This window comes from Bowmanella denitrificans (assembly GCF_002887595.1).
Classification (GTDB): Bacteria; Pseudomonadota; Gammaproteobacteria; order Enterobacterales; family Alteromonadaceae; genus Bowmanella; species Bowmanella denitrificans.
This window is the reverse complement of record NZ_PEBU01000006.1, coordinates 235,634-257,004: the sequence shown is the minus strand read 5'-3', so window position 1 is coordinate 257,004 and position 21,371 is coordinate 235,634. Positions and strand designations below refer to the sequence as shown.

29 protein-coding genes and 6 tRNA genes are annotated in these 21,371 nt (G+C 49.3%); 7 read left to right on the top strand and 28 right to left on the bottom strand.

Annotated elements, in window-relative coordinates; translation table 11 throughout:
• The 13 genes from CSR04_RS13295 to CSR04_RS25410 all read right to left on the bottom strand — a co-directional run bounded on the left by CSR04_RS13295 (position 1) and on the right by CSR04_RS25410 (position 6,507).
• Entirely contained in the window at positions 1–558 is a 558-nt protein-coding gene (locus CSR04_RS13295; RefSeq protein ID WP_102796770.1) for a GNAT family N-acetyltransferase, read from the bottom strand.
• 7 nt (positions 559–565) lie between these two features.
• Positions 566–850, bottom strand: a complete 285-nt coding sequence (locus CSR04_RS13290; RefSeq protein WP_102796769.1) for a type II toxin-antitoxin system TacA family antitoxin — start codon at positions 848–850, stop codon at positions 566–568.
• A gap of 390 nt (positions 851–1,240) precedes the next feature.
• Positions 1,241–1,615, bottom strand: a complete 375-nt coding sequence (locus CSR04_RS13285; RefSeq protein ID WP_102796768.1) for a hypothetical protein — start codon at positions 1,613–1,615, stop codon at positions 1,241–1,243.
• A gap of 99 nt (positions 1,616–1,714) precedes the next feature.
• Complete coding sequence (locus CSR04_RS13280) at positions 1,715–2,116, bottom strand: hypothetical protein (RefSeq protein ID WP_102796767.1); 402 nt, start codon at positions 2,114–2,116, stop codon at positions 1,715–1,717.
• Positions 2,117–2,160: 44 nt separating this feature from the next.
• Positions 2,161–2,322, bottom strand: coding sequence for a hypothetical protein (locus tag CSR04_RS24955; protein WP_172449352.1), 162 nt, complete (start codon positions 2,320–2,322; stop codon positions 2,161–2,163).
• A 2-nt stretch (positions 2,323–2,324) separates the two neighbouring features.
• Entirely contained in the window at positions 2,325–3,224 is a 900-nt protein-coding gene (locus tag CSR04_RS13275) for a hypothetical protein (protein ID WP_102796766.1), read from the bottom strand.
• Positions 3,221–3,865, bottom strand: coding sequence for a hypothetical protein (locus tag CSR04_RS13270; RefSeq protein ID WP_102796765.1), 645 nt, complete (start codon positions 3,863–3,865; stop codon positions 3,221–3,223). The genes CSR04_RS13275 and CSR04_RS13270 overlap by 4 nt, the downstream gene beginning before the upstream one ends.
• Positions 3,865–4,548 (bottom strand): hypothetical protein, encoded by a 684-nt coding sequence (locus tag CSR04_RS13265; RefSeq protein WP_102796764.1) that lies wholly within the window; start codon positions 4,546–4,548, stop codon positions 3,865–3,867. The genes CSR04_RS13270 and CSR04_RS13265 overlap by 1 nt, the downstream gene beginning before the upstream one ends.
• A complete protein-coding gene (locus CSR04_RS13260; RefSeq protein WP_102796763.1) occupies positions 4,548–4,928 on the bottom strand; it encodes a hypothetical protein in 381 nt (126 codons plus the stop codon). The genes CSR04_RS13265 and CSR04_RS13260 overlap by 1 nt, the downstream gene beginning before the upstream one ends.
• A 185-nt stretch (positions 4,929–5,113) precedes the next feature.
• Positions 5,114–5,251, bottom strand: coding sequence for a hypothetical protein (locus CSR04_RS24950; RefSeq protein ID WP_172449351.1), 138 nt, complete (start codon positions 5,249–5,251; stop codon positions 5,114–5,116).
• 4 nt (positions 5,252–5,255) lie between these two features.
• On the bottom strand, positions 5,256–5,531 hold the full coding sequence (locus CSR04_RS13250; protein ID WP_102796761.1) for a hypothetical protein: 276 nt from the start codon (positions 5,529–5,531) through the stop codon (positions 5,256–5,258).
• A 10-nt stretch (positions 5,532–5,541) separates the two neighbouring features.
• A complete protein-coding gene (locus CSR04_RS13245) occupies positions 5,542–6,366 on the bottom strand; it encodes a major capsid protein P2 (protein WP_102796760.1) in 825 nt (274 codons plus the stop codon).
• A gap of 15 nt (positions 6,367–6,381) precedes the next feature.
• The gene (locus CSR04_RS25410; protein ID WP_281259790.1) at positions 6,382–6,507 is read right to left on the bottom strand and encodes a hypothetical protein; all 126 of its coding nucleotides are present in this window, start codon (positions 6,505–6,507) and stop codon (positions 6,382–6,384) included.
• Between the two features lie 147 nt (positions 6,508–6,654).
• On the opposite strand from CSR04_RS25410, the gene CSR04_RS13240 reads away from it, so the two are divergent.
• Positions 6,655–7,980, top strand: coding sequence for a hypothetical protein (locus CSR04_RS13240; RefSeq protein WP_216362563.1), 1,326 nt, complete (start codon positions 6,655–6,657; stop codon positions 7,978–7,980).
• A gap of 67 nt (positions 7,981–8,047) precedes the next feature.
• Entirely contained in the window at positions 8,048–9,214 is a 1,167-nt protein-coding gene (locus CSR04_RS13235) for a PIN domain-containing protein (RefSeq protein ID WP_102796759.1), read from the top strand.
• 85 nt (positions 9,215–9,299) lie between these two features.
• Here CSR04_RS13235 and CSR04_RS13230 read toward each other — a convergent pair whose 3' ends face one another.
• From CSR04_RS13230 to CSR04_RS13200, 6 genes are all read right to left on the bottom strand, one after another.
• Positions 9,300–10,091, bottom strand: a complete 792-nt coding sequence (locus tag CSR04_RS13230) for a hypothetical protein (RefSeq protein ID WP_102796758.1) — start codon at positions 10,089–10,091, stop codon at positions 9,300–9,302.
• Positions 10,072–10,584: a hypothetical protein gene (locus tag CSR04_RS13225; protein ID WP_102796757.1), complete on the bottom strand. Its 513-nt coding sequence runs from the start codon at positions 10,582–10,584 to the stop codon at positions 10,072–10,074. The genes CSR04_RS13230 and CSR04_RS13225 overlap by 20 nt, the downstream gene beginning before the upstream one ends.
• Positions 10,581–11,099, bottom strand: coding sequence for a hypothetical protein (locus CSR04_RS13220; protein ID WP_102796756.1), 519 nt, complete (start codon positions 11,097–11,099; stop codon positions 10,581–10,583). The genes CSR04_RS13225 and CSR04_RS13220 overlap by 4 nt, the downstream gene beginning before the upstream one ends.
• Positions 11,092–11,316 carry a hypothetical protein gene (locus tag CSR04_RS13215; protein ID WP_102796755.1) on the bottom strand — a complete coding sequence of 75 codons (225 nt, stop codon included), beginning with the start codon at positions 11,314–11,316 and terminating at the stop codon, positions 11,092–11,094. Before CSR04_RS13215 ends, CSR04_RS13220 begins: the two co-directional genes overlap by 8 nt.
• A gap of 1,138 nt (positions 11,317–12,454) precedes the next feature.
• The gene (locus CSR04_RS13205; RefSeq protein WP_102796753.1) at positions 12,455–12,643 is read right to left on the bottom strand and encodes a hypothetical protein; all 189 of its coding nucleotides are present in this window, start codon (positions 12,641–12,643) and stop codon (positions 12,455–12,457) included.
• Positions 12,640–12,855, bottom strand: a complete 216-nt coding sequence (locus CSR04_RS13200) for a hypothetical protein (RefSeq protein WP_102796752.1) — start codon at positions 12,853–12,855, stop codon at positions 12,640–12,642. Before CSR04_RS13200 ends, CSR04_RS13205 begins: the two co-directional genes overlap by 4 nt.
• 267 nt (positions 12,856–13,122) lie before the next feature.
• Here CSR04_RS13200 and CSR04_RS24755 point away from each other — a divergent pair, with 267 nt between their 5' ends.
• Entirely contained in the window at positions 13,123–13,371 is a 249-nt protein-coding gene (locus tag CSR04_RS24755; protein WP_146027170.1) for a helix-turn-helix domain-containing protein, read from the top strand.
• 227 nt (positions 13,372–13,598) lie between these two features.
• Positions 13,599–14,396: a tRNA cyclic N6-threonylcarbamoyladenosine(37) synthase TcdA gene (tcdA, locus tag CSR04_RS13195; protein ID WP_102796751.1), complete on the top strand. Its 798-nt coding sequence runs from the start codon at positions 13,599–13,601 to the stop codon at positions 14,394–14,396.
• A gap of 6 nt (positions 14,397–14,402) precedes the next feature.
• Here the strand turns inward: tcdA and CSR04_RS13190 are convergent, their stop codons facing one another.
• The 9 genes from CSR04_RS13190 to gltX form a co-directional block, all read right to left on the bottom strand.
• The gene (locus CSR04_RS13190; protein WP_102796750.1) at positions 14,403–15,812 is read right to left on the bottom strand and encodes a DUF418 domain-containing protein; all 1,410 of its coding nucleotides are present in this window, start codon (positions 15,810–15,812) and stop codon (positions 14,403–14,405) included.
• 15 nt (positions 15,813–15,827) lie between these two features.
• A complete protein-coding gene (locus CSR04_RS13185; RefSeq protein WP_102796749.1) occupies positions 15,828–16,238 on the bottom strand; it encodes a SufE family protein in 411 nt (136 codons plus the stop codon).
• Positions 16,235–16,789, bottom strand: coding sequence for a DUF6942 family protein (locus tag CSR04_RS13180; protein ID WP_102796748.1), 555 nt, complete (start codon positions 16,787–16,789; stop codon positions 16,235–16,237). The genes CSR04_RS13185 and CSR04_RS13180 overlap by 4 nt, the downstream gene beginning before the upstream one ends.
• Positions 16,786–17,172: a DUF2750 domain-containing protein gene (locus CSR04_RS13175; RefSeq protein WP_172449350.1), complete on the bottom strand. Its 387-nt coding sequence runs from the start codon at positions 17,170–17,172 to the stop codon at positions 16,786–16,788. The genes CSR04_RS13180 and CSR04_RS13175 overlap by 4 nt, the downstream gene beginning before the upstream one ends.
• Before the next feature lie 71 nt (positions 17,173–17,243).
• Positions 17,244–17,660, bottom strand: a complete 417-nt coding sequence (locus tag CSR04_RS13170; protein ID WP_102796746.1) for a DUF1801 domain-containing protein — start codon at positions 17,658–17,660, stop codon at positions 17,244–17,246.
• Between the two features lie 906 nt (positions 17,661–18,566).
• A tRNA-Glu gene (locus tag CSR04_RS13165) sits at positions 18,567–18,642 on the bottom strand.
• Between the two features lie 340 nt (positions 18,643–18,982).
• Positions 18,983–19,058, bottom strand: a tRNA-Glu gene (locus tag CSR04_RS13160).
• 149 nt (positions 19,059–19,207) lie between these two features.
• Positions 19,208–19,283, bottom strand: a tRNA-Ala gene (locus tag CSR04_RS13155).
• Between the two features lie 77 nt (positions 19,284–19,360).
• Positions 19,361–20,764 (bottom strand): glutamate--tRNA ligase, encoded by a 1,404-nt coding sequence (gltX, locus tag CSR04_RS13150; protein ID WP_102796745.1) that lies wholly within the window; start codon positions 20,762–20,764, stop codon positions 19,361–19,363.
• A gap of 313 nt (positions 20,765–21,077) precedes the next feature.
• On the opposite strand from gltX, the gene CSR04_RS13145 reads away from it, so the two are divergent.
• From CSR04_RS13145 to CSR04_RS13135, 3 genes are all read left to right on the top strand, one after another.
• Positions 21,078–21,153 (top strand) — tRNA-Val (locus CSR04_RS13145).
• 33 nt (positions 21,154–21,186) lie between these two features.
• A tRNA-Val gene (locus CSR04_RS13140) sits at positions 21,187–21,262 on the top strand.
• Positions 21,263–21,295: 33 nt separating this feature from the next.
• Positions 21,296–21,371: transfer RNA gene (locus CSR04_RS13135), tRNA-Val, on the top strand.

Here is a 21,371-nt window from a genome sequence, read left to right as displayed (position 1 = left end):
CTAGGCGCTTTTATCCCAATATGCTTGAACAAGCATCTCGATGTTTATATACATTAATTGTAGTTCTACTTCTCCGAACTGTTCAGTTGCGGATGTAACCTTGATCATGCCAAGGTTTTCGTAAAAATTTGTCGCACGAGGATGTGCCCATAACGTTACACCTTTAATCCCCGCTTCTTTGCTAATTATTACAGCGCATTGAAATGCACGTGCTAGCAAAGTTTGTCCAATACCTTTGCTCTGGTAGCGCTTATCTACAGCAAGTTGATCCACCATCAACGATGGGAACTCTCGCGGACCCGACGCGAGTATTCTGTCTCTTAGGAGGCTATGGGCTCTTACAGTTATGTACCCAACAACTTGATTATTGTGTACTGCAATAAATGCCCTGACCCACCCATTTTCGTCCTTGTTAACTAGCTGTTTCTTTGCAAACTGGTTAAGAAGCACATCTCCACAATCAAACTTCTTCAATGAAGCTTTAAGTTCCGAGTTGAGTAGCTCTTCAAGTTTTCCGATGATTACCTGATCATCATCTTCAACACCGTTATTATTCATTCTATCTTTACCTTTTCATAAGTTCCCTCAAAGCATTCGGTGCATTAGTAGGGCTTTTCATATGCTTATCAAGAGCTTCCCAAGCTACTTCATTGAGTCTAGTTACGTTCCTAGAATCAATCAGTTTCTTGGCTTCCTCATAAGCTCTGCCCACTATAAAAGCAGTTAAACTTACACCGCTCTCTATAGCCGCCTGTTCTAACGCCACCTTAACTTCTGGGGTTGTTTTTAATTCAATTCTCGCAGTATTAGTGCGAGAGCCACTTCTTCTATCTGTAAATGCTAATTGCATATAATTTGTCCCACCTTTAAAATTCTTTACTAATATAACCTCCGATATTTATTAACCGGGTGCAGTAAGCAGCAACCCTAAATTGTGATTTTTCATTTTTTATCTCCGTTTTGTATTGATTTAATAATTATTCGATTTAATGATTATTTGATTTTAAGTTTCATTTTTTCTATCCGTACCATGTACGGAACACCCACACTGTACTCCCTCTCCCCACTCAAGTCAAACATTTCCGTACATTATACGGACAAGAGTTCAATTACTTAGTTACAGACTCCATTTTTGCTTCCACTCTGGTCAATCTTGTATGAAGCTTGAACAATGCGATAGCAATTGCCATTGTTGCCAGATCTCCGCCAGCGGCCAATGCTTCTAGTAGCTTGAACTCCATTAATTCCGCCCTCTTATGTACTGCCAAGTTCGGTCACCAAATAGATAAAAGGTTACCATTGAAGCGTATTGGCCAAGTTGGATCTGTGTTTCAGGGCTTGCCCCAGTGTTCACAGCAACCACATAGCCAGTAATCACACTCAGACCAATGACAGGCCGTTGCAAAGCTCGGATATTCGCTACCCATAGCGATACGTTGCCAGTTCTGTCCAGTTCGGCCAGTGCTTTAAGTTTTTCAGTGTCGGCTTGCATAAGTTGGATAACTTCCCCCACATTTGCAGGTTTCGCCCCGGCACTGCCGGTAAATCGGTTAACCAGGGCGCGAACGCCATCCGATAGCACCGGGATAAAGGCCGGTATCAATGTTTCAATCATCGACTATCCCCGAGGTGTGTTTTTTCAGTTGATAGACGGCAATCGCGCCAAGCACAGCGCCGCCAATGGCCAAGGCGGCCCAGGTTAAGGTTGAACCTTTCATACCAGGGCGGCCCCCTGCTCTGCTTGCTCATAGGTGAAATGCCCCTTGCCCCCTTCAAAGTTGCTCATATGCAGCATTAGCGCCGGGATTTCACTCTCAAATACCGGCGTCCAGGTAAGTTTGTTTAACTTATCCGCCAGATAGTTGATATAGGCTTGGGTGTCGTTGTTGTCGGCTTCAGGGGCCCAGCGATTGACGATATCGGCAATACTGGTCAGCCCATGGTTGACCTGATAATTGCGGATCAGCTTAGCCGCCGCTCTAAACCCATATTCCGGGCTAACAAAGGTGGCAAAGCCGCCTGACTGGCCGGTTTGGCCGGTCCAGTTGTTGGCCGGGTTGTAGCGAATATTCAGCGGGTTGTTGTTTCTGACATTGATGTTTTTGCGACTGCTCATAAGCAAAAACGCTCCTGTAATTAAAATGACAAGGTGCCAGGGCTTCACTGCTCTGGCTCTGCAGGTGCGGTGTAGAACTGTTTGATTTCCCACACGGCCGGGCTGCCGTCTTCATTGGCTTGGTGGATATACATCACCAGCGTTCCCTCTGCTGGCGGGCTTTGCAGGTCTAACTGCTGAAAGGTGGTTAGGTTGATGATTTTCATGGTTACCCTATGTATTTATCATTTAAGTGGTAAGCGGCCAGTGCGCTGGAATAATTCGGCACGTTGTAAATGGTCGAGATGTGCTCTTCTACTCGCAGAGACGTTGTAAAGGGCACACAAGGCCGATTCATCACATCAGCCGCTAATGACCCCATGGCAAAAACCTGTGCGTCTATGTTGGGGGATGACTCAAAATTGCCAATAACGTAGCGCGTAGTGGCATTACCACTGACAACCGTATAGGTCTTTGCCACACCATCAATCGTGATGCGTACTGTGATTGTCGCGCCAGCCTGACAGGCTCTGGTCATGTGGCCAATAAACGCGCCAGCGCCGCCAACATCAGCAATCACCGTCCACCCACCACTTATTCCTGACGCGCCCTTTGTGCCAAAGCTATTAATTGAATCTTCCCAAAACCCTTCAGTGCTGCTTCTGGCATAGCTTCCAGGATTCACCAGTCTCGCGATTTGGGCAGCGGATACTAAGCGGCGCGGCAGGTCATCTAACGTTGCTCTCTGTGGCAAGCCATTAATCAGCCCAACTAAGGTGTCTCGAATCCCAAATTGCACAGATCGGTTGTAGTTGATTCGCTCCAGAATGCTGCCTGCATCGGTGCGTTGTAGCTCTGCAAGTATCCAATCCACCATCACCCGCACGGAGTCCGGCGAATCTGGTTTTTTAATGGTGCTGTAAAGCAGTGATGAAACCTCATCCCTGATATTGTCGTACAGGCTGTTTTCATCCTCCTGGGACATCAGGCGCGCATTAATGTTGTTAAACAGGGCATCCAGTAGCGGCTGCATACGCTCCACCGCATTTTCTTGCTGAATGGTGGCCAGGATTTCGGTTTTCTGTGCGTCCATAACGGGACGCAAGTTAACTGGGTTTGAAATCATCATGGGCGGTATTCCTCCATGCCGGTAACAATGGCGTCAGTGTCTGAGGTGTTGCGCAGCCAGATAGCCGAGGCGGTATCCAGTACGGCGGTGCCGATGGCGTCCAGCGACCCGGCGACAATTGCCCCTTGGGTTTGGGTGATGGTGTTATCTGCCCCAATGCGAAGCACCGTCAGCGCCTCAGATATCACCTGAATAGTTACTCTGCGGTTGGTGTTATCCCTGGCCGGTACGAACTGGCGCACGGCTCCGGCCGGGATAGTCTGTTGGTTGATAGCGGCCAGCACATTGGGCTGAATCTGGCGCATCTTGCCATCTTCTACTGTGGCCTGAGCTTCAACCTGGATTGCCTCTTCAATACGCTGAATGGTGGGCTTGTTATCAATACTGACCGTGCCATTACCTGCCCCAAAAATCTGGATATTGGCTATCTCATAGTCGATATCCAATATCCCGTCAGTGGGGTTGATAAAGGTCACATTGCCGACGTTCTCCAGCACATACTGACGTCCGACTTTACCGGCCACCTTGCCAAAGGCGGGCGACTCAATCACAAACTGGCCATTGGCATTAATCACCGACAGGAACTTGGCCGGGGTGCCAATATCCAGTTCCTGGCCAGGGTTAAGTTTAATTACGGGCATTAGCGGCCCCCTTTAATCAGTAATACCAGGGCAATTAAGCCAAACGCGCCGGAGACATACAGGATCATGCGCTCAGAGGTTTTAGCCACAACATCCTGACCATCCAGGGCGGTGGATTTGGCCAAATCAGCAATGATTTGTTTATCTGCGGTGCTCGACTCATTGAGGCTTTGTAGTACCGAGGCATTTGTTTGTGCGGTCATGGCGGCATTGGCTGACAGCGAACTGGTGAAGTCTTCAAACTGCGCCTCCAGGGCATGGGCGTATTCTTCCGACTGTTTGCGCAGCTCCGCAATCACATCACCGCCAAACTCAAAACCTTCCTTTAAGGCCTCGCGTGAGGTCTGGCCCATTTGGTCAATCGCGCCACCGTCAGTAATGGTGATGGTGCCGGTGTTACCGGCATATTCGCCACTGTTGGTGGTGGATTGGTCATACTCCTGGCGGATATCGGTTGTGATTTCCGTGGTGGTATTAAAGCTGTCCTTGATTTCCACTTCCTGGCTGTTATCCGTGTTGTTGGAATCACGGATATCCAGGGTGGTGTTATTGCTGTCTTCTACTGAACGGTCAGATTCATCAATAACGATGTTACTGGCCCCGGCAAACTCACCATCATTGACATGATTGGTGGTGGTTTGCTGGTTGGTGGTTTGCTGCTGGCTTTTGCTCTTGCTGCCCATCAGGCCACCTGCAATTTATAAACGTACTCATCCGGCCCCAGGGCCCGCTTGCGCACCTCGGCCAGTTGCACCGGCAGGCCTGCTACGCCTTTTTGCAGATGCTGCGGGGCTTTGGTGTGCCAGCGTAAGGTCATGGCGTGATTAGCCAGGGCAAAGTTAATCAGTTCCTGGCGGTTGGCCCGCAGGTTTTGCCCCACGGCCGCCACCACTACCATTTCCCGGCCTTCCAGGCGTAGCACGGTTAACAATTGGTTGTTGTGGGTGACAAACACCCCGGCTTTGCCGGATTCAATCTCGGCAAACACGGCTTTTTTAGCATTGCCCCAAAGCGCAGGCTTCAGGGCTTTTTTGACTGGCTCAGTCAGTTGGACTCTGCGCATTTATTTATTTCCTATCAGCAGCACGGCAGCGCCAACCACAAAGGCTATAAGCCAGGGATTCACCCCGGTTTTGTAGTTCAGCCCGCCGAATTTGCCGCTTGCGTCAAACATGCTATCCCCATTACCTGACACGGCTGGGCCGCTACTGATATTGGGGAGTGGCATACCAGTGGGAAGGCCGGGGATCACTTGGCCACCTGCGTATAAATCAGGTAGCCCGCGCCGCCGACCAAAGCCAGCTTAGTGAGATTGGACAGGCCATTGCCTGCCCAGAACCCACCGGCAAAGCCTCCGGCCACCAATAAAACGGGAATAAGTGGCATGACCTTACCTCCGTAACAACAACACCAGGACCAGCAACGCCCCGCCGCCAATCAGGGCGGTTTTGGTGTCCAGTACCAAGCCGGTGTTGGCCGGTTGGGCTGGCTGCTGGGTGGTAGTGCCGTTGCCCTGGCTTTGATTGCCCTGGCTGGTTTGATTTTGATTTACCTGGGCATTGGTCCAGGCTCCAAGAGCATCTTGGGCGACAGGCGACACGGTTTCCCATGCCCCTTCGATAAAGTCGCCAATGCTGTCCCAAAAGCTGGGTTCTTGGGTTTCCATCGGCTCCCCCTTATGCGGCGATTTGCTCGAAGCCGTCCACGTAGGTTTTCAGCGCACCTTTGCCGCTGACCACAAACGTAAAGCCCAAACCATGGGTATTGATTGCATCGTTCTTGCCAAAGCCTAAACGCACAAAATCAATAATCAGAAAGCCCGGCTGCAACACCCCATCAGCCTGACGTTGCAAGGCAAACTCGATATCGTCCCGGTAATACTTTTCCACGGTTTTGGTGCCGTTCTTAATGTGCAGCTCAGTGACTTGCACTTCGGATTCGTCCAAAATCAGGCGCTGCAGCCACTTGTTGGGGCTACCGTTGGGAAAGGTCCAATTGTGGTCACCGGCAGCGGCGGGTGCCTGCACATGCTCATAACGCATCGGCAGAAACTTGCGACCCCCACCGGGCAAGGCGGCGGCAGGGTTTTCCGATACATACGCACAGGCGCGCAGAGTCGGCACGGCTGGGTCTTCGGCATCCTTTGCGCCAAATTCCACTTTTAGGGTGATGTCATCACCGGCCCCGGTGGCCAGCGCCGTTTGATAGATACCGGCAGGGCTACGCATCTCAAACTTGGACAACGGGATAACGATACGGCCTTCTTTGCGAAAGCGCTTGTAGGCCTTATCCAGCATGTCGCGAATCGCGGCACGGTCATAAGTAATAGGTGTACCGCCAATATCCAGGGTGATCCGGGTAATGGTGGCGTACTTCTTCAGGTTCGTGACCAGTTCAATGGTGTGATACACATAACCGGCATCCATTTTAATAATGGATTCGCGGCCATACTCAGTGGCCGAAGGGCTGGCAAGTTGAATGCAGCGAGGGGTTAGATTCATGCTGATGCCCTCCCCTTAGCCGATTACGTCTTCAACGGCATCTACGTTGTTTGAAGTCCAAACAACTACACCGGCTACAACAATCATCAGGCCCAGCAGCGTCATTACGCTAAAGCTGGCCTTCTTCGTCAGAAAATTCATTAGGTATTGCCTCGTTATCGTTAGTGGAAAAGTCCATTAACAGGAATAACAAGGCGGGGAGTGGGAAACCGAATGGTTTTTGGTTTGGGTTTGGTTGATATACCGAAAGGTTTGGGTAGACTTTCTCGAAATTCATGGTAATCATGCATGAATCGATATAAACCTGCCATATTAAGGATGAAAGTGATTTCTACACTGTCTGATCTCGATGAACTAATCTTAAGGTGCAGAGACCAAAAGGCAAAAGAGCACATAAGAGAAGCGGTGGCTTGCTATAAAGCAGGGGCATTTAGAGCTGCAATTGTTTTAACATGGATAGCTGTATCATTCGATATAATTGAAAAACTAAAAGAGTTGTCCCTTGCTGGTGATAAAGAAGCAGATAAATGTATTGGAGAATTTGAAGAAGCAAGAAGAAAAGGAGATATTTCCCAATCACTTTCTTTTGAAAAGAAAATCTTGACAGTTTGCAAAGATAAACTTGAGTTTATTTCACCAATCGAGTTTATTGACCTAAACAGATTACTTGAAGATAGAAATCGATGTGCTCATCCTAGCATGACAATTGACGGGAATGCTTTAAACCCTCCTGCAGAATTGGCAAGGCTCCATATTAGAACTGCTGTTGAACATCTACTTCAGCATCCTCCAGCTCAAGGTAAATACGCATTGGAAACACTGGTTTCCGAGGTGAAATCAGAATACTTTCCAACTGACGATAAAAAAGCTCTTATAGCATTCAGGCATGGACCATTAAACAGAGCTAGAGATAGTCTAGTAAGAAATTTTACAATAATTCTAATAAAGATGATTATTCATCAAGATTTGGAATACAAGGAGTTCATGAGGATATCAGCCGCCTTAAAATCCATAGGAAAATTACATCGAGAGCGCTACATTGAGATATTAAAGAGCGATCTTTCAAGAATAATTAGAAACTTAAAAAGTGAAGAACTTGGAAAACCCTTAAAACTCATTTCCATCATCAATGATTGCTGGACTCACTTAGAGGATGACATAAAGCAAAAGATCGAGCTTTATCTTGAAATCCTTCCCAAAGAAAATATTGGGTTTATTGAAAACCTATGGGATATACCAGAATTAATTCCATCTTTAAACAAGAGAATAAATAAAATGTCAAGAGAAGAGATGGAACATGTTATTTTCTTCTCAATATCAAAGGTTGCAGCAGACAAGGTAGTTGAAATATATGGAGACTCAAATAGCTTCTCACAAGCAAATAGTTTTTCCAATACTGTAAGAATGTATGCAACTGATTTTTCAAAAGAGCAAATTGAGAGAATTATAAGCGCATGCGGAGAGAACGAACAGATAAAATATAGTAAGACGCTTGATAGCGTAGTTAAATCTTTAATGAATAATAAGAACATTTCGGAAGATGAATTCAATACATGGCTGCATGAGGCGGACTTGAACGACTTAATAGAAGATAAAAGTCAAGATCTACAATAAAAAATAACAAATGAATATATAAAGAATTGCATTTATGCACTTATAGAATAGGAAAGTGGAATTAACAATGAAGAAAAAACGCCCGCTACGACTTCTTGTTGTCTTTGATACAAACGCACTTTATACACAAGTTGCTTCAGATTTGGTTCAACCTGATGTGAGCAGAATTATTCTAGATAATTCCAATCACCCTGATCTTCAGATTGAGTGGTTTTTGCCAGAAGCAGTAATAGGAGAGCGTGCCTATCAAATGCTGTCAAGAGCAAAAGATCTTTTGCCAAACATGAAAAAGATGGAGAAGCTATTAGGTCATTCATTTGGAATAGGTGAAGATACCTTAAAGCTTCATGTTAACAATGCAATTGAAAAGTCCACTGAAAGACTAAATATAAAAGTAATATCTTGTAACACGAAGAATGTAGATTGGTCAGATATAATTTCTCGCTCAATTAACAGGGAGCCGCCTTTTGAACCAAATGAAAAAGAAAAAGGATTTAGGGATTCAGTAATAGCGAACTCTTTCATTCAATTAATGAACTCTTCACCTATAACCCCCACATCTTGCCTACTGGCTTTTGTGACCAACGACAAAGCGTTACAAAATTATTTAAGCGAACTATCAAAAAGTTCGAAAAACGTACGCATATTATCTAGTCTTGATGACTTGGAAGTCCTGATCAATACGCTTGTTTCAACTGTCCCTGAAGACTTAGTAGCAGAGTTGACCATTAAGGCTGCCAAGCTATTTTTCGATAAAGATAATGATAAGTGTATTTTTACTAAAGAAAAAATTTCCGAACAAATAAAGTCGCAATTCTCCGAAGTTTTTTTACCCATAAGATCAGAGAGTCGCAATCGTGACGATAAAGGTCCTTGGTGGATATCAGGCCCAATATTTATAAAAAAGGAGCGACAGAGAATTTTTTGGTCTAGCGTTGTATCTCGGGATTTAGAAATATTTCATTACGAAAATGAGGGTACTCCACTTTCAGCCACCTTGTCCCCCTTCACTGTAGCAGAGCTACTAGGTGGAAAATCGAATGATCCCAACTCAGCCAATTGGAAAACCCTTGATTTAAACAGCCCAAATTTCAAAACAAAGAAAGTTGTGGATTTCAAAGAACGTGAAAAATTTGAAGTACATTGGAATGCAAATTTATCTCAATCACAAAATCTAACTACACCCAAGCTTGATAAAATCGTACATCTAGGCACAGAAATTCTTGAAAACTGATCTAATTCTGCCGAAAATTTAGTTTATTTTAAAATACAGAATATAAAATAAATACTTCGGCAGCATTAAATTAGAAGCTTTTTAGTTAAAACAGTTTCTTATACCCTCTCCAACAATCAGTTTTCAATTCAGGTTTTATCAACTTGGCTAAGTGTTTATTGGCTCGAACTGATACGGCTACTTTCTCAAAATTCCCCAGCCCAGGGCGCTTAAGCAAATAGTGTAAGCGGGTTTTCTTGCCATTAACCGCCCAGTCCTGGTTAAGCTTACCCAGCTCTATGACGTCGGCCACCGTACAAGACAGCTCTTTGGCCATCCGTTCCGCATCTATCATGGATTCCTGGCCACCAATGGCTTTAAAGGGGGAATTACTCCAAACCGTTTTCGGTATCTCACTGGAGCGCTGAAAGGCGGCGTGCCATATCTGGCCGAACTTGCGGCCACCGGTGTAGCACTCACCCAGGATACTGTCTTCCTTACCGGCCGTTTCGGTCATACGGGCCATTTCTTCCACCAAAACATGCAGTTCCCGCTTACCGTCTGACGCTTCCCACATTAACCGACAAAACCAAAGCAATTCGGTACGGCTGGTGCCGCCACTCGGTTGATAAGCGAGGCGAAACGGTTTCTTGCTGTTCCAGGCGGTGACAAAGGACCGCGCAAAGCTGCGCCGGTCCGTAAAGTGGTACACCGCCCTGCCCCCTAAGCCGCCTTTACGGTCCTTCCAGCGGTATTCACCATAAGGGTCAAAGATGGCTAGAAACGGCTTAGCCGGTATCAGGCCCATATTTTGAATTGCCACGCCTTTACCGTTACCACTGGCGGCCACATAGCAAACATTTCTTAGGTCTAAGGCGTTATTCGGATTGATGGCCATCGTTGGCATCCTCTTTGGTAGGGTTAATGACTTTCTCCTGGGCGCGTTTGGCTTTGGCTTGTTTGGTCTTTTCGGTTTGCACTTTGCGCACTACCGATAGCACGAACATACCTACCGCAACGGTCATCCAGGCATAAGGGGCGAATTCCAGTAATTGTTTTACCCAGGGCGGCAAGGTGGACTGGGAATTCCACAGCTTGACCACCCCAGGGGCCAAATCATCAGCCAGCGCTTGGTATTCCAGCGGCGATAACTGCGCATCGGTGCGGGTGGCCATGCCGATGATCCGGGTTAAACCCATTGCGCCCTGGGTAATGGCCTGTTTGGCCTGCTCTTCGGTAATATCCCCGGTTAGCTTTTCGGTGTGTTCGGTATCGGATTGGCTGCTGCTTTGGCTTTTCGCGCTGCCACCGTCCTGTTGTTCGGCCAAAAAGGCAGCCAGCCCGAGGTTTTCAGACGGGCCGCCAAACTCATCGTATAGCTCCTGCATCATGCCCCCGCCGCCACTGGCTCAGCGCTACGACGCCTGAAGAACCACACCAGTCCACCGATAGCGGTCCCGGCCAGCAGCAAGATACCGACGATATGCACCCCGGACAGGCGTTTTTGGGTCACGGCTTCGGTGCCGGTTGGGTGTTGATTCGGTGCTTTAACCGACGGCCGCCACAAATCCGGCTCGGGGTCGGTAGCGGTTTCGGTGGTCTGTAGGGGGTTCGATTCGGTCAATTGTGCCGGTTGTTCGGGTTGGGGTTCGGTTTGGCTGACCGTTTCGGCTGCCTGGGCGTCCGTCTGCGCGGTTTCGGCGCTTAAGCTGCCCACGGGGCGCATATTGTCCTGAATGTACTTCTGAAACGCTTCTCCGGCGGTTTGGGTGACCTTGCACTGTTTTTCACAGTACAGGTATTTCAGCTTCTGGCCGTTGCTACGCTCGCGTACCTGGGCGATATGGTTGCAGCCGGGCGTAGTACAGCGAATTTCACCAATAACGGTGGGGTTATCCTTACGCATTGCTGGCGGCCTCCAGTTGGGCCAGACGGGCGTCAAAGGATTGGATCACGTCCACCAATTGCGCGGTTAACTGCATGGCCCGTTGCCCGGCTTCCTGGGCGACTTTCATTTGTAAGTCTGGCCGGTATCCTGGAATGTCCTGGTTAGCAAACACAATCAGCGCTTTGGTGTCGTTAACCAGGGACTGAACGGCTTGGGATGGTTGAATGTTTGACATGGGTTTACCTCTACGGCTGGTAATACTAAAAATTGGGTGAAAAAAACGGTGTCGCTACGTGAAATCTGCGCGGCTATGGCGGTGGTAGCCAGGAACGGTGCACGTAGAAACGCGCTCTGTGAAAGGGTTGGCGGGTGTTATCCCAACAAGCCGCCAAAGGTGGGGTTAACTCAATCATAAGGTTCCTTGCACCGGACCATATCGCCATCACGGCGAGGTTAAAAAAGGACCAAAAAATGGCCTGTCGGCCAGAATACGCCCTGTGGAAAACCGGAATTGCCCTGCGGGCCGGTCACTACCTATGGACAAGGCTGATGGACAGCAGAGCTGACCACAGCCATTGCCCACAGTCGTTCCCTAATTCCCGTTTACACACAGGCCCAAAGCAACAAGCATCCATATTCTGTTTTTTTCTTTTTTTCTTTCCCCTGCGGGCCGTTAACGCTGCCGCTTGCAGCGGCGCTAATTTTCCGCGCAGTAAAAGGCTGTCGGCGTTGCCTCCACTCATCCCGGACGGGATAAGGCTAAAGGCTTTTTTACCTGTTCTTGCTGCGCTTGGGCGCAGCAAGCCCCTAGTCACGCTCCTTTAAAAAACCGCAATCTCTTGCGGTTTAGGACTCTGCGACCATGGTCGGCTCACTGCCCCAATGCCAAGCACAGCAAGTGCTTTAACATTGTTCACCAATGCGCTAAGCTTTCAGCTCTCACCTTGAAAGGGCGCACTGGCGAGGTGCTATCTCGCGTCGTTCGTCTTGTCGACCTTGGGCATTGCATGGCGGACTATTCGAAATAGGCTTACGCCTACCCCCACACCAACGGCTCCACCAAGTAAATGCACGTTGAACCCCTACACGGCTGGTTTATATTGCGGTGCCGGCATTCGCTCCTTCCCGCTGGGGTTTGTCCGGGGCGCGACTCCCGTGACCCGTCGCTATCTACTGCTTCGTACCGTGCCGGACTGCTTGGCGCTATCCCTTGTACCGGCTTGCTGCCTCCGCAGCCCTTCCAGGTTACCCCCAACGCCCAAAGGCATCTTGATCCAAACGTCAGGGCGTTTATGTAACCCGGTTGCTTTAACGAGCTTTGGCAATGGCCTACGGATGGAGAATGGAAACCCGCAGACCATTGACAAAGCCCGCTATAAACGGGCGTCTAACTTGGTTTGCAGGGTGCGTAGTAACTTCTGGTCTTCCAGATAGGACTGCGGGGCGGGCAGGTTTTTAATCTTGTACTGTTCAATCACGGCGCTGACGTTGCGCTGTAAAATGCCAATGGCTTGGTCTGCCAACAGTAATTCTTCCAAGCTCAGGGTGATATGGTGGCTCATGCGCGGCCACCCTGTACCACAGCGGCAAAGTAGCCCCTTTCCATACTCGGCCAGCCATCCAGGCGGCGTTCTACAACAACCGCCGCAAAGGCACATGGTCCAACTTCAACCGCCTGGGTATCGGTTGGCAGCACGCTTTGTGCTGCCGCCCTTAAAGATTCTGCAACAACCGGGTGCTCCTGGTTGCCGTGTGTGACTTGGTAAGTATTCATATTGATTAATCCCCCGTTAAGTAAACCTCTGTGAAAATTGGCGGGTTCGTCGGCCGACTCCCCCGCCTACAGAGGACAGAAACGCGCTTGGGATTGAATGACTGAATCGCTTGGTAGGTGCGAACTACACGGCCCACTGCTCAACCCCGAAGGCCTGAACAATGTACACAGGGTTGCGTACATCCGTCCACAGGGTAGCGGACGTATTGCGATCCGCTTACGCCTAAACTATATTGGGCAAGCGAACTACAGAAACGGGCCAAAAATATGACTTTTCAAGAAGCATTAAATGCCATTGCGGCTGGGTCTTCTGACTATGCGACAGCAAAAAAACTGGGCATTAGCCGCCAATCATTTAGCAGCTATAGAAATGGTTACAGACTCCCCTCTGATGAAATTCTAGATAGAATGTCTGAAGTTAGCGGCATTCCGCCCGAGCGCCTGTACCTAGCCGTATATGCCGAAAAGCTACATAATCCAAGGGTTGCAGAGGCATTTAGACGTCTGGCGTCATAACAATTTTCTGAACAAATAAGCTGCATTATTGCGGCTTTTTTTACGCCTGTAGCTTAAGCAGAAAACTTTAAACCGCTCAAAAGCCATACAGCCGCGAGCATTCGAATCACAAAAAAGCAGGAAAATTAGAGAATCCAGTAACAGCAAGGCTTTCAAAGGAATTAAGCAGGGTTCAAGGGACAACAATTGTGCTATAGTGCGGCCCCTGTTTTTGAGCTTGATCTGGTATGAGCGATTTTCAACAACGATTTGGTGGCACCAGCCGGTTATACGGGCATCAGCAGGCCCTTTGGCTGAGCCAGGCACATTTTTGTGTGGTGGGTATAGGTGGCGTTGGATGCTGGGTGGCCGAGGCATTGGCCAGAACCGCAGTGGGTAAGCTGACCCTGATCGATCTTGATGACATTTGCACCACCAACACCAACCGCCAAATTCACGCCCTGCAGAATACGGTTGGACAAAGTAAGGTGGAAGTGATGGCAGCGCGCATCCGCCTGATCAACCCTGCCTGTCAGGTGAACTGCATTGAAGACTTTGTCACCCCGGATAATGTTGGTGTGTATCTCAATGGCTTTGACTATGTGATTGACGCCACCGATTCGGTTAATGCCAAAGCCGCGATGATTGCACATTGTAAACGCAAGAAGTTCCCCGTACTCACCATAGGGGGCGCCGGTGGTCAAACCGACCCGACCCAGGTCGGGGTGGCAGATTTAAGTAAAACCAGTCAGGACCCTCTGGCAGCCAAAGTACGCTCTTTACTGCGCAGGGATTATGGCTTTACCAGCAACCCCAAAAGACGCTTTGCAGTAGATTGTGTCTATTCCACCGAGCAGCTTAAATATCCGCAGACCGACGGCACAGTGTGCCATACCAAGCAATTTCATGACGGCAGTGTAAAACTGGATTGTAATTCGGGCTTTGGTGCCGCCGTGGCGGTAACCGGTACTTTTGGTTTTGTGGCCGCCGCCAGAGTTATTGATAAATATTTACAGCGCTGCCAAAGACAACAGGTTGAGCCCTGAAACAGCTTAGCGACGAAACGGCTGCCAGGCCATATAGGTCAGGCAGCGCCATACCCATTCCAGCGGACCGAAGTGGAAGTGTTTCAGCCACCAACGACTAAAGCCGTACTGTAGCAGTAAGATAACCACGGCCATGAGCAACTGCCAGGCCCGGTCAATCTGACCATACCAGCCAAGGCCATATCCGAAAAAGATCAGACTGAGCATCAGCGACTGCATCAGGTACAAACTCAGTGCCATTCTGCCCATCGCCGCAAGACCCGACAAGCGAGCCAGCCATTTAGCCTGACACAGCAACCAGAGCATGCCGCCCAGATAGCCGACGCTCATCAGATACTGGCTTAGGTAGTTCATGCCCTGTGCGGTAAAGTTCAACCAGGGATCGATCTGCGCCGCCGGGTGTGATGCCAGCAATAACGCCGGTACAGCCAAACTGCTACCCAATCCCAGTCCAGCCAGGGTAAGCACCCGCCAGTACGCTAAATAGTGCTGATATTGTTGAATAATTTCGCCCCGTACCAGGGCATAACCAATTAAAAACAATGGCACAATAACAAACAGGCAAAGAGCAAGGCTCATGCCCAATGCCAATGGTATATAAGTCAACCTATGCTGAGTAGCCTGCCAGAAGCTACCCGTCGTCAGCACCAGCTGTTCTGCCATCGAAGTACTAAGATTTTGCTGATGTTCATCAGCCACCTCGGCGGCGGCCTGCTCCAAGGCTTGCAGTTCACTTAAATCAGTGCTGGCAGTATCGATTGGCAGCGCCTTTGCGCCGGATATCAGCAACTGGGCTCGCGCATCCAGCGTCTGTTGATATTGCCAGTGGGACTGGATGTCCTGCTGGTCCTGTCTGGCACTAACGACCGCCCCTACCACCACCGTTAAAGCTACAGGTATCAATAACCATAGCATGGCCAGTTTTAACTGTGCTGCTGTGTGGTTAAATGCCTGCAAGTTGCCGCGTTCATAAGCCAGTACCAGCCCTATCAGCATAAAGCCTCCCAGTGCATAGGTATTGAGTATATCGCCGCTCCACAACAAGCTGAGGTGTAACAGGCCAAATACAAACAACACCACCAGACGGCGAATAAACCAGGCTACAGCCTGGTTGCCTTTGTGCCTGGCTTGTCGCCACATGATGGCAAATCCCATCCCAAACAGCAGGGCAAACAGCGTGTAGAACTTACCTTCCACGGCAAAACTCACCAGCCAGTCAGCGCTGTGATGCCAGCCCCGCTGACTGCTGTCCAAATCACCAAAGTCGGCCATAGGCCGATTAAACCATTCGATATTCATAAACAGGATCCCGCACAGGGCGAAACCTCGCAGAATATCCAGAACGATATAACGCTGCTGCTCAGAGATTGGCTTTAACCGCGCATGACTGTCTGTGGGTAAAGAATCGCGTTCCATGCTTATACCTAAATTTCAGGGTTGTTGGCTGTGTAGTCGACATTGCTGCTGAATATGCTGCATAACGGCGCGCAGACCGCTGTTTCGGGACTGACTGAGATGCCTCTCCAGCCCAAGTTGTTGCATATAGGCTTGCATATCGAATTGCAGTACTTCCTCTACATTGCAATTTTGTAGCGCTTCCAGCATCAAAGCCAGCAGGCCACGGATCACCTTGCTGGTTGACCAGGCGGTTATCGAAAGTGTACCTGCGCTTTGGATCTTACAATTTAACCATACCTGACTTTCACAGCCTTGCACTTCAAACTGGGCCACGCGCAGGGCTTCAGGCAAAACCGCTAGTGAGCTGCCAGCCAGCATTAATTCCCGCATTTGTGCATCCCAGCCCTTAGCCTGATGCACTTTTTCAGCTATCGGAAGATTCAAAGCCGTTCCTTAGCATTTGCCGATGCGCCATATTCACCTATCAGCGTTTGTAGATAGGCAATCTTTAGGTTGCTTAGCTGGCGATAATCAAAATAAGGGCAAACAAACAAGCGATACATTGGACTCACGGCAAATTCAGCATTTAACCAGAACAGTCTTAAGCCGTACTCAGCATCCAGTTGCTGCGCATAAGTGCGGCCACAGATAACCTGAATAGCCGGTTGTTGCTCATCAAGCACCGGGGGCGAAAACATTAAGGCTGTCGAGGACTGACTCTGCAACATACGTTGATCGCGATATTGCTGCCAACTGGAAAACCCATGGGCAAGGTGCACACCTTGCGCCTGCAGCGCAAACATCAGCTTGGCATATACATTAAACACTTTACGCCAACCATTGCCGCAGGCCTGGCCGATGGTCGCAATGTCGTTCTGTTTCAGCGTCAGTTGGCTGCTGAGAGACAAGTATTGAGGTAGCTTGGGGCGATTGGCAATATACACCTTAAATTGCGCGTTACTGTCTCCCAGACCAACTAAGGGGAAATGTTTCACTGACTACCCTGTTCTTCAGCCAGCGCAGCCTGCAACTCCTCCACTTTCACCATGATGCCTTCCTCTTCGTCAGCCAGCGGAAACAACATCAGTAACACCTCATCTTCACGCCACTGACCGAACAAGGTTTGTTGCAACTCAATCAGGGTTATTTTTTTGGGTTTACATTCTGGATATTGCTGGCTAAGCCACAACTGAGCGCTTTGCATATCGGGAAATAATGGTGTGCAGGCGTCGCCTTCAGCACTTAGCATGACCCAGCCCTGCTTAGCTTCAAGTCCAAACAGATAGTGATGGCTGGCTAAGTACTGCAAACAGAACTCGGCCCTGCTCTCAGGGTCTTGTTGAAGCAGATCGTCTAAACAAGGGCTTGATTGCGACATAATAAGGTCCATCAATGGAATTGCCGCTATTGTGCCGCAAAACAGCGCTGAAACAAATGCGCAGATACGCTTTATGGATAGCGTTTAGCCATTTCCAGCCAGGCTGCAGCAATTAACTCGCGCAATGTCTTCGTATCAACCTGTACAAGCGATTTTATATAGAGGCAGGATTTTCCGGTTTTGTATTTACCCAGTTGGTCTAGTAAGTCGGCAAACTGGTTAACGCCAGGCATAATATAAAGTGCCAGCTTACCTTTTCGGGGTGAAAACCCCATTCGAAAGAAATCGCCTTCTCGTCCCGACTCGTAGCGATAATGATAACGGCCAAAGCCAATCATACTGTCTCCCCACATCACCGGTGCTTCACCACTTTCCGTTTGCATTATGTTAAGCAATGTATAGCAGTCCTGTTGCTGGATTGGATCTGACAAGGAAGCCAGATAATCTTCGACTGGATGTTCTGTGGCCTGGGTTTTATTGACTGACATTTGCAGGTCTAAAATGGGTAGTAGTGTGCCTAACTATAGATGGCTTTAACGGGGATGTAGTTGTTCTGCATGGTTGCCTGGAGCAACCATCAACAGCTTTAGCTTGTCCAAAGGACGAACCACAGGGATGGGATGAGTAAAAACGCTCCTGGCGTTGTAGTCGAACCCGAAGGGGTTCAGCATCCCTCGTGGGAACAGCAAATAAAAAAACACCCCGGTCATTTCTGACACAGTCTAAGTGTTCTACAGGGGATTACTCCGGGCTTCCTGCCCTTCGCCCTGCGGGCCAGCCTGAAGGCTGTTCTACAACGCTCCTGGCGTTGTAGTCGAACCCGAAGGGGTTCAGCATCCCTCGTGGGTACAGCAAATAAAAAAACACCCCGGTCATTTCTGACAAAGTCTAAGTGTTCTACAGGGGATTACTCCGGGCTTCCTGCCCTTCGCCCTGCGGGCCAGCCTGAAGGCTGTTCTACAACGCTCCTGGCGTTGTAGTCGAACCCGGAGGGGTTCTGCATCCCGCGTGGGTACAGCAAATAAAAAAACACCCCGGTCATTTCTGACACAGTCTAAGTGTTCTACAGGGGATTACTCCGGGCTTCCTGCCCTTCGCCCTGCGGGCCAGCCTGAAGGCTGTTCTACAAAGCTCCTGGCGTTGTAGTCGAACCCGGAGGGGTTCTGCATCCCGCGTGGGTACAGCAAATAAAAAAACACCCCGGTCATTTCTGACACAGTCTAAGTGTTCTACAGGGGATTACTCCGGGCTTCCTGCCCTTCGCCCTGCGGGCCAGCCTGCGGCTGTTCTACAACGCTCCTGGCGTTGTAGTCGAACCCGAAGGGGTTCAGCATCCCTCGTGGGTACAATAAATAAACAAAAAGCCCGCTCATAGAGCGGGCTTTTTGTTTATTTGGCGTCCCCTAGGGGATTCGAACCCCTGTTACCGCCGTGAAAGGGCGGTGTCCTAGGCCTCTAGACGAAGGGGACAGAATTTTTGTCAGCGAAGCGCTGCTTCGCTAAAATTCTGTAAGGCGAGGTGAGCCAGCGAACCGAGCGACCTTTTCCTTACTGAATCTATTCTGCGTTACCAACTAGGCTTGGCAACTATATCCTTACAGCCAATTTTCGGCATTCCTTCTGCAAACTGTCAACTAACATCTGCAAACTTAATATGGCGTCCCCTAGGGGATTATTCCAGGCTCCTGCCTTTAACCCTTCGGGCCAGCCTTCCGGCTGTTCTAAAACGCTCCAGCGTTTTAGTCGAACCAGGGGTTCTCACCCCGTCGGTGCCGCTGTCACATACAGCGTAACCCTTTGGTTCTAAATATGGCGTCCCCTAGGGGATTCGAACCCCTGTTACCGCCGTGAAAGGGCGGTGTCCTAGGCCTCTAGACGAAGGGGACAGAATTTTTGTCAGCGAAGCACCGCTTCGCTAAAATTCTGTAAGGCGAGGTGAGCCAGTGAACCGAGCGACCTTTTCCTTACTGAATTTATTCTGCGCTACCAACTAGGCTTGGTAACTAGTTACAGCGATTAACTGTAACCTAAAATTTGGTGGAGCTAGGCGGGATCGAACCGCCGACCTCTTGCATGCCATGCAAGCGCTCTCCCAGCTGAGCTATAGCCCCATTATTTGTAACAGGTTGCTGTTGTGTGACAGCGGGGCGCATTCTAGGCACGCCCCTATTCCCTGTCAACGCTTTTTTTAAGATTCAGATCTGTTTGCTATATAAATGAGCGCTCTGTCCAAACGCTGTGCAACCTGGTCTTTTTTCAACAAAGCCAGGGTGACATCCAGTGAAGGGGAATTACCAGAGCCAGTTACCGCCACCCGCAGTGGCATACCCACTTTGCCCATCCCCACCCCCAGCTCTTCAGCTGTGGCATTAATGGCATCGTGAATTTGGCTTGGATTCCAATCGACAACAGCCAGTAGCTTCTGTTTCACCAGTTCGAGCGGCTCTTTAGCCACAGGGCGCAAGTGCTTCTTGGCAGCATTCTCATCAAAGTCATCAAATTCTTGATAGAAATAGCGACTGGTCTCAGCCAGCTCTTTTAGCGTTTTAACCCTGTCCGCCTGAATGGCCAGTAATTGCTCAAGAGCTGGTCCCTGGCTGATATCAATACCTTGCTGGTCAAAATGCCACTTGGCATATTCAGCTACTTCTGCGCCAGGTAAGGTTTTAATATAGTGCTGGTTTAACCAAATCAACTTGTCGGTATTAAACGCGGAAGCGGACTGGCCGATGGCGTCCAGACTGAACAGCTTGATCATTTCTTCGCGACTGAAGATCTCCTGATCACCATGAGACCAGCCCAAACGCACCAGGTAGTTCAACAGAGCCTGAGGCAGAAAGCCATCATCACGGTATTGCATAACGCTCACCGCGCCGTGGCGCTTCGACAGTTTCTTACCATCATCGCCAAGAATCATGGATACGTGGGCATATTCAGGTAAAGGCGCGTTCAGGGCCTCCAGAATATTCATCTGTCTGGGCGTGTTATTGATATGATCTTCACCACGTACAACATGGGTAATACCCATATCCCAGTCGTCCACCACCACACAAAAGTTATACGTCGGTGTGCCATCGGTACGGCGTATAATCAGGTCATCCAGTTCGCTGTTGGCAATCTCAATACGACCTCGAATATGGTCATTAATCACTACCGAACCATCCTGCGGATTCTTGAATCGCACCACAAAAGAGCCTTCCTGCTCAACCCCATGGCGACATTTGCCGTCGTACTTGGGTTTCAGGCCCGCCGCCATCTGCTCTTCACGCAAGGTATCCAGTCGCTCACGGGAACAGTAACATTTATAGGCTTTGCCCTCGGCAAGCAGAGAATCTATCACCTGGTTATAGCGGTCAAAACGCTTGGTCTGGTAATAAGGTCCGTCATCCCAATCCAATCCCAGCCATTGCATGCCCTCTAAAATGGCATCCATGGCTTCTTGGGTTGACCGTTCAATATCGGTGTCTTCAATACGCAATACAAACTTGCCGCCCTGGCTCTTGGCATACAGCCAGGAATAAAGCGCGGTGCGGGCACCACCCACGTGTAAATAGCCAGTAGGGCTGGGCGCAAAACGGGTCACCACTGTCATAGTCTGTCCTGTCTAACAAAAAAGTGGCGGCATTTTACCAGCCTTGAAGTCAGAAACCTATCATGGCACCCAGTTGAGACGTTTAAAGCTTTCGCGGATTAACTTTGTTCAAACCAAAGGCATCCTGAACCCTAAGACCGCTGCTGAGCGGCATTTAACATGAGATAATTCAGGCTGGTATGCCTAAAATGCCATCAGGGCGATGGCTTTTTGCGCAGTCAAACCATCGCGCTAAAATTACTGTTGACAGCCAAGCTCGCCCCCCTATAATACGCCCCCACTTGCCAAGCACATTGCGGCAAGGTGAAATAATGGATGGTTAGCTCAGCTGGGAGAGCACCGCCCTTACAAGGCGGGGGTCACTGGTTCGAACCCAGTACCATCCACCACTTCACTTAGTGAAGTAAACGCATATCCTCCCTGGATGGTTAGCTCAGCTGGGAGAGCACCGCCCTTACAAGGCGGGGGTCACTGGTTCGAACCCAGTACCATCCACCACTTCACTTAGTGAAGTAAACGCATATCCTCCCTGGATGGTTAGCTCAGCTGGGAGAGCACCGCCCTTACAAGGCGGGGGTCACTGGTTCGAACCCAGTACCATCCACCA

What these genes read in the sequence shown, in the direction of transcription:
- CSR04_RS13295 (WP_102796770.1), bottom strand. Translation starts at nt 558, where the DNA reads ATGAATAATAACGGTGTTGAAGATGATGATCAGGTAATCATCGGAAAA.
- CSR04_RS13290 (WP_102796769.1), bottom strand. Translation starts at nt 850, where the DNA reads ATGCAATTAGCATTTACAGATAGAAGAAGTGGCTCTCGCACTAATACT.
- CSR04_RS13285 (WP_102796768.1), bottom strand. Translation starts at nt 1,615, where the DNA reads ATGATTGAAACATTGATACCGGCCTTTATCCCGGTGCTATCGGATGGC.
- CSR04_RS13280 (WP_102796767.1), bottom strand. Translation starts at nt 2,116, where the DNA reads ATGAGCAGTCGCAAAAACATCAATGTCAGAAACAACAACCCGCTGAAT.
- CSR04_RS24955 (WP_172449352.1), bottom strand. Translation starts at nt 2,322, where the DNA reads ATGAAAATCATCAACCTAACCACCTTTCAGCAGTTAGACCTGCAAAGC.
- CSR04_RS13275 (WP_102796766.1), bottom strand. Translation starts at nt 3,224, where the DNA reads ATGATGATTTCAAACCCAGTTAACTTGCGTCCCGTTATGGACGCACAG.
- CSR04_RS13270 (WP_102796765.1), bottom strand. Translation starts at nt 3,865, where the DNA reads ATGCCCGTAATTAAACTTAACCCTGGCCAGGAACTGGATATTGGCACC.
- CSR04_RS13265 (WP_102796764.1), bottom strand. Translation starts at nt 4,548, where the DNA reads ATGGGCAGCAAGAGCAAAAGCCAGCAGCAAACCACCAACCAGCAAACC.
- CSR04_RS13260 (WP_102796763.1), bottom strand. Translation starts at nt 4,928, where the DNA reads ATGCGCAGAGTCCAACTGACTGAGCCAGTCAAAAAAGCCCTGAAGCCT.
- CSR04_RS24950 (WP_172449351.1), bottom strand. Translation starts at nt 5,251, where the DNA reads ATGCCACTTATTCCCGTTTTATTGGTGGCCGGAGGCTTTGCCGGTGGG.
- CSR04_RS13250 (WP_102796761.1), bottom strand. Translation starts at nt 5,531, where the DNA reads ATGGAAACCCAAGAACCCAGCTTTTGGGACAGCATTGGCGACTTTATC.
- CSR04_RS13245 (WP_102796760.1), bottom strand. Translation starts at nt 6,366, where the DNA reads ATGAATCTAACCCCTCGCTGCATTCAACTTGCCAGCCCTTCGGCCACT.
- CSR04_RS25410 (WP_281259790.1), bottom strand. Translation starts at nt 6,507, where the DNA reads ATGAATTTTCTGACGAAGAAGGCCAGCTTTAGCGTAATGACGCTGCTG.
- CSR04_RS13240 (WP_216362563.1), top strand. Translation starts at nt 6,655, where the DNA reads ATGAATCGATATAAACCTGCCATATTAAGGATGAAAGTGATTTCTACA.
- CSR04_RS13235 (WP_102796759.1), top strand. Translation starts at nt 8,048, where the DNA reads ATGAAGAAAAAACGCCCGCTACGACTTCTTGTTGTCTTTGATACAAAC.
- CSR04_RS13230 (WP_102796758.1), bottom strand. Translation starts at nt 10,091, where the DNA reads ATGGCCATCAATCCGAATAACGCCTTAGACCTAAGAAATGTTTGCTAT.
- CSR04_RS13225 (WP_102796757.1), bottom strand. Translation starts at nt 10,584, where the DNA reads ATGATGCAGGAGCTATACGATGAGTTTGGCGGCCCGTCTGAAAACCTC.
- CSR04_RS13220 (WP_102796756.1), bottom strand. Translation starts at nt 11,099, where the DNA reads ATGCGTAAGGATAACCCCACCGTTATTGGTGAAATTCGCTGTACTACG.
- CSR04_RS13215 (WP_102796755.1), bottom strand. Translation starts at nt 11,316, where the DNA reads ATGTCAAACATTCAACCATCCCAAGCCGTTCAGTCCCTGGTTAACGAC.
- CSR04_RS13205 (WP_102796753.1), bottom strand. Translation starts at nt 12,643, where the DNA reads ATGAGCCACCATATCACCCTGAGCTTGGAAGAATTACTGTTGGCAGAC.
- CSR04_RS13200 (WP_102796752.1), bottom strand. Translation starts at nt 12,855, where the DNA reads ATGAATACTTACCAAGTCACACACGGCAACCAGGAGCACCCGGTTGTT.
- CSR04_RS24755 (WP_146027170.1), top strand. Translation starts at nt 13,123, where the DNA reads ATGACTTTTCAAGAAGCATTAAATGCCATTGCGGCTGGGTCTTCTGAC.
- tcdA (WP_102796751.1), top strand. Translation starts at nt 13,599, where the DNA reads ATGAGCGATTTTCAACAACGATTTGGTGGCACCAGCCGGTTATACGGG.
- CSR04_RS13190 (WP_102796750.1), bottom strand. Translation starts at nt 15,812, where the DNA reads ATGGAACGCGATTCTTTACCCACAGACAGTCATGCGCGGTTAAAGCCA.
- CSR04_RS13175 (WP_172449350.1), bottom strand. Translation starts at nt 17,172, where the DNA reads ATGTCGCAATCAAGCCCTTGTTTAGACGATCTGCTTCAACAAGACCCT.
- CSR04_RS13170 (WP_102796746.1), bottom strand. Translation starts at nt 17,660, where the DNA reads ATGTCAGTCAATAAAACCCAGGCCACAGAACATCCAGTCGAAGATTAT.
- gltX (WP_102796745.1), bottom strand. Translation starts at nt 20,764, where the DNA reads ATGACAGTGGTGACCCGTTTTGCGCCCAGCCCTACTGGCTATTTACAC.